Here is an 11,183-nt window from a genome sequence, read left to right as displayed (position 1 = left end):
GGGTGGGTCAGTGGGCGGGCGCCGTAGCGGGCCGCTCGGAGGGGGCAGTGGCCCGGTCCTTGGTGTCGGTGGCGGCCAGGTGGGCCGGGTCCAGGTCGATGCGGCGCAGCAGCTGGGCATTGAGCGCCACGACGATGGTGGACACCGACATCAGCACCGCCCCCACGGCCGGGGAGAGCACCAGCCCAGCCGAGGCCAGGACGCCGGCAGCCAAGGGCACGGCGATGATGTTGTAGCCGGTGGCCCAGGCGAGGTTCTGGACCATCTTGCGGTAGCTGGCCCGCGAGAGGTCGATCATCGACAGCACCGCCCGGGGGTCGTTGCCGGCCAGCACCACCCCGGCGGACTCCATGGCCACATCAGTGCCGGCACCGATGGCGATGCCGACCTCGGCCCGGGCCAGGGCCGGGGCGTCGTTGACGCCGTCGCCGACCATCGCCACGGTCATCCCGCGGGCCTGCAATTCGGTGACCTTGGTGTCCTTGTCCTGGGGCAGGACCTCGGCGAAAACCTCGTCGATGCCCAGATCCGCCCCGACGGCCTCGGCCACCTGGCGGGCGTCGCCGGTGATCATGGCGACCCGCACCCCCCGGTCCTGCAAGGCCCGGACGGCGGCACGGGACTCGGGCCGCACCTGGTCCTCCAGGGCCAGGACCCCGATCACGCGCCCGTCCCGCACCACGTGCAGTACCCCGGCGCCACGGTCGGTCCAGGCCCGAACCGGGGCGGCGATCGCGGCTGGGGTGGCCAGGCCGAGCTCGCGCAGCATGTTCGGCCCGCCCACGATCACCTCGGTCCCGTCCACGGTCGCACGCACGCCACGGCCGGTGGACGCCTGGAAGTCGGTCCCGCGCAGGCCCAGCCCGGCGGCCTCGGGGTGGGCAGTGGCGGCCTGCACGATGGCGCGGGCGACGGGGTGCTCGCTGTCGGCCTCGGCGGCCGCCGCATAGGCCAGCAGCTCAGCTTCGGCGACCCCGGGGACGGAGGTAGTACCGGTGACGGCGTGGGCGCCTTCGGTCAGCGTCCCGGTCTTGTCGAAGAGCACCACGTCGATGGTGCGCATCCGCTCCAGCGCCATGCGGTTCTTGATCAGCACCCCGGCCTTGGCGGCGCGCTCGGTGGAGATCGCGATGACCAGCGGGATGGCCAGCCCCAGGGCGTGCGGGCAGGCGATCACCAGCACCGTCACCGTGCGCACCACCGCATCGTCCGGGCTGCCCAGGGCAGTCCAGGCGATGGCGGTGAGGATGCCGGCGGTCAGGGCGAACCAGAACAGCCACGCGGCCGCCCGGTCGGCCAACGCCTGAGCGCGGGAGGAGGAAGCCTGGGCGTCGGCGACCATGCGCTGGATCCCGGCCAGGGCCGTGTCGGCTCCGACGGCGTCGACCCGGACCCGGACGGTGTTGTCGGTGGCCACGGTCCCGGCCACCACGGTCTCCCCGGGGCCGCGGGCGACGGCCTGGGATTCACCGGTGATCATGGACTCGTCGAACTCGGCTGTCCCGTCCACGACCTGCCCGTCGGCGGGGACCCGGGCCCCGGAACGGACCAGCACCACATCCCCCACCGCCAGCTCATGGATCGGCACGGTGACGGTCTCCCCGTCCACGACCTTCTCGGCCTCGTCCGGCAGCAGCTCCGCCAAGGCGTCCAGGGCGGACGACGCTGCGCCCAGTGCGCGCATCTCCATCCAGTGGCCCAGCAGCATGATGACCACCAACAGCGCCAGCTCCCACCAGAAGTCGAGCATGAACCCGCCGATCCCCAGGGTGGTCACCCAGGACGCGACGAAGGCCACGGTGATGGCCATACTGATGAGCAGCATCATCCCCGGCTGGCGGGATCTCAGCTCGGTCACCCCGCCCTTGAGGAAGGGCATCCCGCCGTAGACGAAGATGACGGTGCCCAGCACCGGGGCGATCCAGGTAGAGCCGGGGAAGACGGGCACGTGGTAGCCCAGCAGGTGCCCCACCATGGGACTGAAGACCACCACGGGGATCGCCAGCACCAGGGAGAGCCAAAACTTGTTCTTGAACATCGCCGTGGAGTGCCCGGCGTGCTCCCCGTGGGTGTGGACCACGTGCTCCTCATCGAGGCCCGAGTGCGCGTGGGCCTGCGGCATGGCCTGCCCGTGGGTGGTGGCATCGCCGTGGTGACCGTGGCCGCCGTGGTTCCCGTGATCCCTGGGGGGCTGCGGACCGTGGCCGTGCTCATGGTGCTGATCGTGGTGCTGATCGTGGTGCTGGTCGTGGTGCGGGGCGCTCATGCTGTGCTCCTTGCCGCGCAGGCCCCCGCAGGGGCCGAGGTGATGGTCGGGCTCGTCAGCCGGTGACGAGGGTGTAGCCGGCGTCCTCCACGGCGGCCCGGACCTCCGTGGTGGACAGCGGACGGGTGGCCGTGACGGTGACGGTGGAGGCCCCGCCGGCCACCAGATCGATGTGGACCTCGGTCACCGCCTCCAGGGCGGTGAGCTCCTCCGTGACACTGGCGGCGCAGTGGCCACACGTCATGCCCTCCACCTGATACGTCGTTGAAGTGCCCGCAGAGGGGGCCGTCTCGACGGTGGGAGCAGCCTGGTCAGAGGCCGGGGCGGGGGCGCAGCGGTGAAGACCGCGCCGGCGCCGGGGGAGGTGGCGGTCAGTGTCCCGCCGTGGGCCTCCACCAGGGCTTTGGCGATGGTCAGCCCGATCCCGGAGCCGCCGTGGTCGCGGTTGCGGGCGGTGTTCCCGCGCCAGAAGCGTTCGAACACCTGGGGCAGGTGCTCGGGGCTGATGCCGTCACCGGTGTCGGCGACCTGGAGGGCGACGGCCCCGGCGTTCTGGGGGGTGGCCCGGACGGTGACCGTTCCGCCCGGCGGGGTGTGGCGCAGGGCGTTGGTGAGCAGGTTGCCCAGCACCTGGCCCATGCGTTGCCGGTCCACCTCCACGATCCCGGCGGTGTCCTCGGCCTTGAGCACCAGGTTCACGCCCTTGGTGGCGTAGGCCTCCCGGTGGGCCTCGACGGCAGCGCCGAGCAGCTCACCCACGGGTTGCTCGCTGCGGTTCAGGTCTATCCGGCCCTCCTCAGCCCGGGAGACGTCGTGGATGTCCTCGACCAGCCGCGTCAGTCGCCCCAGCTGATCGCTCATGAGCTCACCGGTGGCCTCGTCCCAGGAGGTGACTCCGTCCTGGAGGGCCTCCACGTAGACGCTCAGCACCGAGATCGGGGTGCGCATCTCATGGGCCAGATCCGCAAGCATCCGCCGGCGGGTGTCCTCGGTGCGCTCCAGCCGGGTGGCCATGGTGTTGAAGGAGGCGGCCACCGCGTCCACCTCGGTGCCGGCACCGATAGCCGGGACCCGCACGTCATAGCGGCCCCCGGCCATGGCCTGGGCCGCGGCGGTGAGGGCGGACAGGGTGCGTTGAATCCGGCCGGTGATCAGCCAGGTCACCGCCGCGGCGCAGGCCAGGGCGGTGCCCAGGGCCACCCCCAGGGTGATGAGGTTGGCGTCGCGGTAGGCCCGCTCCACATGCATCACCTGGGTGGCATCAGTGCCGGCCTCGGCACGCAGAAGGTGTTCGTGGAAGATCGGTGGGCCGGCCACCGAGGCCACCACCACGGCGGCGAGAATGCTGAGAACCACCACGAGGGCCTGGGCTAGGAAGAACCGGGCGGCCAACCCCCGATTGCGTCGCCTAGTCATCGGATCACCATCCGGTACCCGACCCCGCGCACGGTGTCGATGTAGCGGCTCGGGTCCTTGCCGAGCTTGCGGCGCAGGTGCCCGATGTGCACGTCCACCAGCCGCTCATCCCCGACCCAGGCGGGGTCCCACACGGTGTCGATGAGCTGACGGCGGGTGAACGCCTGGTGCGGACGGGCCGACAAGGCAACCAACAGGTCGAACTCGGTACGGGTCAACCCCACCGGCTCCTCACCCAGTCGCGCTTCGTGGGCGGCCAGATCCACGGTCAGCTCCCCGAACACCCGCGCCGGCTCCAGCGGGGCGACGGTGGTGCGGGGCCGGCGCAGCACCGCGGCGACCCGGGCGACGAGCTCGCGCACGCTGAAGGGCTTGGTGATGTAGTCATCAGCCCCCGCTGCCAGCCCGGCCAGCTTGTCGTCTTCGTCCCCGCGGGCGGTGAGCATCAGCACATAGCACTCGGAGTGCTCGCGCAGCCGCCGGCACACCTCGATCCCGTCCATCCCCGGCAGGCCCAGGTCCAGGACGACGACGTCCGGCTCCTGGGTGCGGGCGGCCTCCACGGCGTCGGGGCCGGTGTAGGCCTGGGCGACGTCGTAGCCGGCCCGGGTCAGGTAGGTGGCGACCATCTGCGCCAAGGGCTTTTCGTCATCGACCACCAGCACCCGCCCGGCCGTGGTGTCAGCGCCAGGGTTCATGCCTTCAGTGTCGCCCCCGGCCCCGGCCGCATCCGCCCCGAAGGCGGGTCGGGGGTGGAATCTTCGCCAAACCTTCAAGGAAAACGCCGCAGGTCCCTGTCCGGCCAACCGAGAATGGTGGGTGGTCCTCGCGGTGTGGCGTGAGGCGGAAAGGACCCATGAATCCCCTGACCCGCAGACGTCTGCTCACCGGTGGGCTTGGCCTGCTCGGCACCGGCGCCCTGGTGGCCTGCGCGCCGCAGGCGGTGCCCTCAACCTCGGCGGACTCTTCGCCCCCTGCGGCTCCGGACAGCAGTGCTTCCACCGCAATCACCCACGTGCACGCCATCACCCGCCACACAGGCACGGGGGCGATCCTGTTGGCCACCCACGAAGGGCTGTTCCGCCTGGCAGACCGGGAACTCACCCAGGTCGGTCCGGTGATCGACCTCATGGGCTTCACCGTCGCAGGCGATGGCCGGTATCTGGCCTCGGGCCACCCCGGACCTGGCACCGACCTGCCCGAACCGGTCGGATTGATCGAATCCACCGACGCCGGCAAGACCTGGACGGTGCTCTCCCGCGGCGGGGAGTCGGACTTCCACGCCCTGGCCGCCGGCCCGACCGGGGTGATCGGCTTCGACGGGCAACTGCGCACCAGCACCGACGGGCGCGCCTGGGAGACCCTCCAGATCCCTTCCGCCCCGGCCGATCTGGCGATCGCCCCGGGCACCGGGACGGTGCTGGCCACCACCCAGGACGGGGTGCTGCGCTCCACCGACGACGGGGCCACCTGGGACACCCTGGACACCCCGCAACTGGTCTCCCTGATCAGCTGGGCCGACGACGAGACGATCGTCGGGACCGGGATCGACGGGCGCCTGCTCACCAGCACGAACGCCGGAGACACCTGGACTGCTAGCGATCAGCCGCTCGGGGAGATCACCGCCCTGGGCGCAAGCACCACAGCCGACGGCACGGTCGAGGCCCTGATCGTGGCCGATGCCACCGTGCTGCGCACCACCAACGGCGGCAACACCACCGAGCAACTGCTCTGACCTGCCATATCCCGCCCAGCCGTCCTGCGAGAGCACCGTCGTAACAACCTCGCCTGCGTTGAGTGCCCACTGTGTTGCAGTAGAAGTTCGGCGGATTTTAGCGGTCATTGCAACAGCAGCTGCGCCGAGCGACGGCGATGGCGCGCGCAAGGACGAGCTGAAGGCTGTCGCGCTGAGCGAGCACTTCGGTGGCATGTCCAGAGCCTGAACAGGCAATCCATGACTGCGAACCCATATGCCCGATCTTTTCAAGGGGTCGTCGTGCGTCGCCACCACGGTGACTTCAAGCCATGGCGGGTCGCCATGGCATACCCCGGGGGGTACTTGCTTGATACCCCGGGGGGTATTACGCTGGTGGGCAGACGCCCGGAGGAACCTCCGCCGGCCCCCTGTTCTACCGACTCCCCGAGAAGGAGATACCCATGCTGATTGAGCGCATCTACGACGAGGACCTCGCCCAGGCCAGCTACGTCATCGGCTGCCAGGCCACCGGCCAGGCCCTGGTGGTCGATCCCCGCCGCGACATCGACGTCTACCTCCAGATGGCGGCCAAGAACGGCATGGAGATCAGCGCCGTGGCCGAGACCCACATCCACGCCGACTACCTCTCCGGCACCCGCGAGCTGGCCGCGGCCACCGGAGCGGCCATGTACGTCTCCGGTGAGGGCGGGGAGGACTGGCAGTACGAGTTCGAGGCCACCCGCCTGTACGACGGGGACGAGATCCGCATCGGCAACATCGTCGTGGCCGCGGTGCACACCCCCGGTCACACCCCGGAGCACCTGTCGTTTTTGGTCACCGATGGGGCCTTCGCCGACGCCCCGGGCTACCTGCTCACCGGCGACTTCGTGTTCTCCGGGGACCTGGGCCGGCCCGACCTGCTGGACGAGGCCGCCGGCGGAGTCGACACCCGCTTCGAAGGCGCCAAGCAGATGTTCGCCAGCCTGCGGGACAAGTTCCTGACCCTGCCCGATCACGTCCAGATCTTCCCCGGCCACGGGGCCGGCTCCGCGTGCGGCAAGGCCCTGGGCGCGATCCCCTCCACCACGGTGGGCTACGAGCGGCTCTACTCCTGGTGGGGGCCGTATCTGGCCGCCAACGACGAGGCCGGCTTCATCACCGAGTTGCTGGAGGGCCAGCCCGACGCCCCGTTCTACTTCGGGCGGATGAAGCGCCAGAACCGGCAGGGCCCGGCAGTGTTCGGTGAGCGAGTGCCCCTGGCGGAGCTCAGCGTCGAGACCGTGGCTAAGCAGCTGGCTCAAGATGCGGTGGTCTTCGTGGACACCCGCTCCGTGGATCAGGTGCACGCCGGCACCGTGGCCGGGGCGCTGAACATCCCGGGCGGCAAGTCCATCGCTACCTATGCCGCCTGGGCGGTGGACCCGGAGACCGATCCCCGCCCGCTGGTGCTGCTGGCGGCTGGCCAGGAGGCGGCCGACGAGTTCTGGGACCACCTGGTGCGGGTGGGCATCGACGCGGTCGCCGGATACGTCACCACCATAGAGGGCCTGCCCCAGGCCACTCCGCGCCTGGTGAGCCCGGAGCAGGTCGAGGCCTTCGACAAGGCGCTGCTGCTGGACGTGCGTGCGGCCAGTGAGCACACCGCCGGCCACGTCCCCGGGGCGACCCAGATCCACGGGGGCCGGGTGCTGTGGAACCTGGACAAGCTCCCGTCTGAGGGCACGATCGTGACCTACTGCCAGGGCGGACTGCGGTCCTCGGTGGTCGCCAACACGCTGCGCCACGCAGGCTACGACGTGGCTGAGCTCGAGGGCTCCTACGCCGCCTGGGCCGCTGCCCAGAACACCGCCGCAGCCACCCGCTGACCCGGCGCATTCAGGACTGAACCGCCGAGAGGAGCCACCCGCATCATGCGGGTGGCTCCTCTCGGCCGTCCCTGGCGACGCCAGGGAGCCGAATAGCATCCCGGAGAACGCACATCCGGGGTGCCTGCTGGTGCCGCCCTGGCCGTCCGTGGCCTGCGCGATAGTCCCTGTTGCCTCCCGCGCAGAGGCATGTTCTCCGCCGGGGTCGGGATGCACGGTGGGTCACTGCAGGCGGTCGGTGAACTGCGACGATGGGCCGGTCGGAACGCAGAGAAGCCGTTGGTCAGTTGCTGACCGCCGGAGCGGCACGGAGATCGGAGATGCCTAGGACCTGGGTGGCGGTGACCACCTCCAGTATGCCGACCATCTGCCGGTAGGTACGGGGGTGCACGCTACGGGCCCAGAACCGCCGCGCCCGTAGCCGGGCGGTCGGCCCCTCTCGCGGGCATAGTCGTACGGTCAGGAACATGATGGCCTGGTTCTCACTGGCCGGTCGGTGTGTGGGCGGCGAGCAGTTACCCGAGGCGGTGGTCGAGGATGCCGAGGAACTCATCGGCACGCTCCACCTGACGGGCCAGCTTCTCCCGCCGGGTCCGGGCGTCGGCGCGCATCGCGTCCAGTTCGGCGCGGGCGTCGGCGCGCTCGGCCTCCGGGGCATCGTCGTTCTCGGCGATGTCGAGCAGCTCCAGCAGCCGGCCCATCTCGGCAGTGGAGTAGTCCAGGGCCTTCATCCGCCTAATCGTCATGAAGCGGCGCAGGTCCTCGTCGGTGTAGATGCGAAAACCCCCCTCGCTGCGCCCGGTCGGGGGCAGCAACCCGATGGCCTCGTAGTGGCGCAGGGTGCGGGAGGAAACCCCGGACTTCTCCGCCATCTCCCCGATGTGCATCCGTGCTCCCCGTTCCTCGTCCGTCATGGCGTCAGTCACAGTGATGGCTGTTCGCATTGCCTCCCACCCTAACGCAGCGTTAGGGTTGCAAGCGAACATTGACACAATGTCAAGGTTGGTTGCCGCACGGCCTGCGGCCCCGCTCTACCCAGCCGACCTTTCGTCGCATCCGGTTTTCCGTCCTCGTGCGCGCAGTACTGCGCAGGGCCCGTAGCCCACCTTGTCCTCGCCCCCACCACTTTCAGGAGTCGTTTCATGCCCCCTGCCACCACCGCGGCCGGCACGGCCGCCGTCCCCACGCCGGAGGAACGCCAGTCCGTCCGTGCCACATTGAAGAACCCCCGCTGGCTCAAGACCGAGGTCCTCGCGGGCCTCGTCGTGGCCCTGGCGTTGATCCCCGAGGCGATCGCCTTCTCGATCATTGCCGGGGTCGACCCGAGGGTGGGGTTGTTCGCGGCCTTCACCATGGCCGTGACCACCTCCATCCTCGGCGGGCGCCCGGCGATGATCTCCGCCGCCACCGGTGCCGTCGCCCTGGTCATCGCCCCACTGATGGCCTCCCACGGGCTGGACTACTTCATCGCCGCCGTGATCCTGGCCGGGATCTTCCAGATCGTCCTGGCGCTGGTGGGGGCGGCCCGGTTGATGCGCTTCGTCCCGCGGTCGGTGATGGTCGGGTTCGTCAACGCCCTGGCCATCCTCATCTTCATGTCCCAGGTGCCTGAGCTCATCGGGGTGCCCTGGGCCGTCTACCCCCTCACCGCCCTAGGGCTGGCCATCGTCTTCCTGCTACCCAAGCTCACCACCGTGGTGCCGGCCCCACTGGTGGCGATCATCGTCATCACCGCGATCGTGGTGCCCCTGGGCATGGAGGTGCCCACCGTCGGGGACAAGGGGCAGCTGCCCGAGTCCCTGCCCGCCCTGTTCTTCCCGAACGTTCCCTTCACAGTGGAGACCTTCCAGATCATTGCCCCTTACGCCCTGACGATGGCGCTGGTGGGGCTGCTGGAGTCGCTGATGACCGCCAAGCTCGTCGACGACATCACCGACACCCGCTCGGACAAGACCCGCGAATCCTGGGCGCAGGGTACGGCCAACATGGTCTCAGGCTTCTTCGGGGGCATGGGCGGGTGCGCGATGATCGGCCAGACCATGATCAATGTGAAGGCCTCGGGGGCCCGCACGAGGATCTCCACCTTCCTGGCCGGGGTGTTCTTGCTCATTCTGGTCGTCGCCCTGGGCGACGTGGTGGGGCTGATCCCGATGGCCGCACTGGTGGCGATCATGGTCTTCGTGTCCTGGGCGACCTTCGACTGGCACTCCCTCCGCCCGACCACCCTCGCCCGGATGCCTGTGGCGGAGACCCTGGTGATGGCCTCCACCGTGGTGGTCACCGTGGCCACCCACAACCTCGCCCTCGGGGTCATCGTGGGCGTGCTCGTGGCCATGGTCGCCTTCGCCCGCCGGGTCGCCCACCTGGTGAGCGTGGACCGGACCCTCGAGAACCGTGACGGGAGGGACACCGCCGTGTACACGGTCCACGGGGAGCTGTTCTTCGCCTCCTCCAACGACCTCTACACGATGTTCGACTACCACGGGGATCCCCAGCACGTGGTCATCGACCTCACCGACTCCCACCTGTGGGACGCCTCCACCGTCGCCGCGGTGGACTCCGTCACCGACAAGTACGCCCACTACGGAAAGACCGTTCGCATCGTCGGGCTCAACGAGCCCAGCCGGCGGATGCGCGCGCGCATGTCCGGGATGCTCAACCAGGGCGGCCACTGACCCCAGTTGCTACCCCACGTGGGCCTCACCTCAACACGATGTGAGGCCCACATGCTTTAGAGATGGCTTCAATAGTCTTTCCGGGGTAGCCGTCGGGCACAGATGACAGTGACGGCCAGAGTCGCCAGTGCGGTGATCGTGGTGGCGGTGCGGTCGTAGCGGATGGCCAGGCGGCGGAAGGCCAGCAGCCAGGAGATGGTGCGTTCCACGACCCAGCGGTGCCGGCCCAGCCGTTCGCTGGAGTCCACGCCGATCCTGGCGATTCTGGCGGTGATCCCGCGCCGGCGCAGGTAGCGGCGCACCCTCTTGAAGGCGCGCGGCCTTGTCCGCATGCAGCTTGACCGGTCTGCGTCGGGGACGTCCTGGGCCCCGCCCTTTAACTGGGGCCAGTCCGTCCAGGATCGGCTCCACGACCATGGAGTCGTGCCGGTTGGCCCCTGTGATCGCCACCGCCAGCGGCAACCCGTCAGCGGTGACCAGCAAGTGGTACTTCGTCCCCAACTTGCCCCGGTCTGTGGGGTTGGGACCGGTCAGTTCGCCCCTCTTTTGGCCCGCACGCTGACCGAGTCCAGGCACGCCCTCGACCAGTCCAGCGCTCCCTCCTGACCGAGCTTCTCGAGCACGGCGTGGTGGAGTTTCTCCCAGACCCCGGCCTCCTGCCAGGCTCGCAGCCGGCGCCAGCAGGTGATCCCGGAGCCGAAGCCCAGCTCGTGGGGCAGCAACTTCGGCGGCGATGCCGTGCTCGGCCACGAACAGGATGCCCTCCAGCGCTGCCCGGTCATCGACCCGCGGGCGTCCGGTCCGCCCGTTCTTGGCTGGTGGAAGCGGTGGGATCAACGGTTCCAGCAACTCCCACAGCTGGTCGCTGAGCAGTCGCCCCGACGCTGTCTGACTCGTCATGGCAACCAGGATCACCAATCGGGCAGGCAGCGCTCAATGCCTCAGCCATAACTATTGAAACCATCTCTTAACCACTTATGAGCCGCCACCAGGCCGCACCAGCGTCAGCAACCTCATGGCCCACAACACCCAGTTGCTGGTCCTCAATGGTCGGTGTGGTCTCGTAACCGCATGCGGGCCGTAAGCAGGTCCCCAGAGGCGGCAGTGAGGGCAAAGACGGCGACCAGGGCGGGGTCGCCGTCGTGGAGGAGGCAGGTCCGGGTTCGCCGTGGGGGGGCGAGGACGGGAAGGCCCATGGTGTGTTTCTCCTGCTCACGCCTACAGGCGTCGTCCCGCGGGGGACGACGCCCGTACAGCCCCTGGGG

The 11,183-nt window shown here is 69.6% G+C and carries 9 protein-coding genes and 1 pseudogene; 4 read left to right on the top strand and 6 right to left on the bottom strand.

The features are described 5' to 3' along the window. Window positions 1-7: 7 nt before the first annotated feature. The gene (locus tag J1M36_RS08740) at window positions 8-2,038 is read right to left on the bottom strand and encodes a heavy metal translocating P-type ATPase (protein WP_206479092.1); all 2,031 of its coding nucleotides are present in this window, start codon (window positions 2,036-2,038) and stop codon (window positions 8-10) included. Between the two features lie 18 nt (window positions 2,039-2,056). Here J1M36_RS08740 and J1M36_RS13015 point away from each other — a divergent pair, with 18 nt between their 5' ends. After that, window positions 2,057-2,332 carry a hypothetical protein gene (locus J1M36_RS13015; protein ID WP_206479090.1) on the top strand — a complete coding sequence of 92 codons (276 nt, stop codon included), beginning with the start codon at window positions 2,057-2,059 and terminating at the stop codon, window positions 2,330-2,332. On the opposite strand, the gene J1M36_RS08730 is transcribed toward J1M36_RS13015, so the two are convergent. The 3 genes from J1M36_RS08730 to J1M36_RS08720 are packed head-to-tail and all read right to left on the bottom strand — an operon-like array spanning window position 2,322 to window position 4,380. Beyond that, window positions 2,322-2,510 (bottom strand): heavy-metal-associated domain-containing protein, encoded by a 189-nt coding sequence (locus J1M36_RS08730; protein WP_241247039.1) that lies wholly within the window; start codon window positions 2,508-2,510, stop codon window positions 2,322-2,324. The two genes, J1M36_RS13015 and J1M36_RS08730, sit on opposite strands and share 11 nt — an antisense overlap. Beyond that, complete coding sequence (locus J1M36_RS08725) at window positions 2,507-3,682, bottom strand: ATP-binding protein (RefSeq protein ID WP_206479088.1); 1,176 nt, start codon at window positions 3,680-3,682, stop codon at window positions 2,507-2,509. The genes J1M36_RS08730 and J1M36_RS08725 overlap by 4 nt, the downstream gene beginning before the upstream one ends. Continuing rightward, window positions 3,679-4,380: a response regulator transcription factor gene (locus J1M36_RS08720; RefSeq protein ID WP_206479087.1), complete on the bottom strand. Its 702-nt coding sequence runs from the start codon at window positions 4,378-4,380 to the stop codon at window positions 3,679-3,681. Before J1M36_RS08720 ends, J1M36_RS08725 begins: the two co-directional genes overlap by 4 nt. A 158-nt stretch (window positions 4,381-4,538) precedes the next feature. Here J1M36_RS08720 and J1M36_RS08715 point away from each other — a divergent pair, with 158 nt between their 5' ends. Together J1M36_RS08715 and J1M36_RS08710 are read left to right on the top strand one after the other, a co-directional pair. Next, window positions 4,539-5,417, top strand: a complete 879-nt coding sequence (locus J1M36_RS08715) for a F510_1955 family glycosylhydrolase (protein WP_206479086.1) — start codon at window positions 4,539-4,541, stop codon at window positions 5,415-5,417. 422 nt (window positions 5,418-5,839) lie between these two features. Continuing rightward, on the top strand, window positions 5,840-7,243 hold the full coding sequence (locus tag J1M36_RS08710) for an MBL fold metallo-hydrolase (protein WP_206479085.1): 1,404 nt from the start codon (window positions 5,840-5,842) through the stop codon (window positions 7,241-7,243). A gap of 515 nt (window positions 7,244-7,758) precedes the next feature. Here the strand turns inward: J1M36_RS08710 and J1M36_RS08705 are convergent. Further along, window positions 7,759-8,130 (bottom strand): MerR family transcriptional regulator, encoded by a 372-nt coding sequence (locus tag J1M36_RS08705; protein ID WP_206479091.1) that lies wholly within the window; start codon window positions 8,128-8,130, stop codon window positions 7,759-7,761. Window positions 8,131-8,385: 255 nt separating this feature from the next. Here J1M36_RS08705 and J1M36_RS08700 point away from each other — a divergent pair, with 255 nt between their 5' ends. Beyond that, a complete protein-coding gene (locus J1M36_RS08700) occupies window positions 8,386-9,918 on the top strand; it encodes a SulP family inorganic anion transporter (RefSeq protein WP_206479084.1) in 1,533 nt (510 codons plus the stop codon). 68 nt (window positions 9,919-9,986) lie between these two features. Here the strand turns inward: J1M36_RS08700 and J1M36_RS08695 are convergent. Further along, a pseudogene (locus tag J1M36_RS08695) lies at window positions 9,987-10,818 on the bottom strand (IS5 family transposase). Window positions 10,819-11,183 lie beyond the last annotated feature (365 nt).

The sequence above is a fragment of the Kocuria sp. KRD140 genome (genome assembly GCF_017168375.1).
Taxonomy (GTDB): domain Bacteria; phylum Actinomycetota; class Actinomycetes; order Actinomycetales; family Micrococcaceae; genus Kocuria; species Kocuria marina.
This window is presented reverse-complemented; position numbering and strand designations above follow the sequence as displayed.

What these genes read in the sequence shown, in the direction of transcription:
- J1M36_RS08740 (WP_206479092.1), bottom strand. Translation starts at nt 2,038, where the DNA reads ATGTTCAAGAACAAGTTTTGGCTCTCCCTGGTGCTGGCGATCCCCGTG.
- J1M36_RS08730 (WP_241247039.1), bottom strand. Translation starts at nt 2,510, where the DNA reads ATGACGTGTGGCCACTGCGCCGCCAGTGTCACGGAGGAGCTCACCGCC.
- J1M36_RS08725 (WP_206479088.1), bottom strand. Translation starts at nt 3,682, where the DNA reads ATGACTAGGCGACGCAATCGGGGGTTGGCCGCCCGGTTCTTCCTAGCC.
- J1M36_RS08720 (WP_206479087.1), bottom strand. Translation starts at nt 4,380, where the DNA reads ATGAACCCTGGCGCTGACACCACGGCCGGGCGGGTGCTGGTGGTCGAT.
- J1M36_RS08715 (WP_206479086.1), top strand. Translation starts at nt 4,539, where the DNA reads ATGAATCCCCTGACCCGCAGACGTCTGCTCACCGGTGGGCTTGGCCTG.
- J1M36_RS08710 (WP_206479085.1), top strand. Translation starts at nt 5,840, where the DNA reads ATGCTGATTGAGCGCATCTACGACGAGGACCTCGCCCAGGCCAGCTAC.
- J1M36_RS08705 (WP_206479091.1), bottom strand. Translation starts at nt 8,130, where the DNA reads ATGCACATCGGGGAGATGGCGGAGAAGTCCGGGGTTTCCTCCCGCACC.
- J1M36_RS08700 (WP_206479084.1), top strand. Translation starts at nt 8,386, where the DNA reads ATGCCCCCTGCCACCACCGCGGCCGGCACGGCCGCCGTCCCCACGCCG.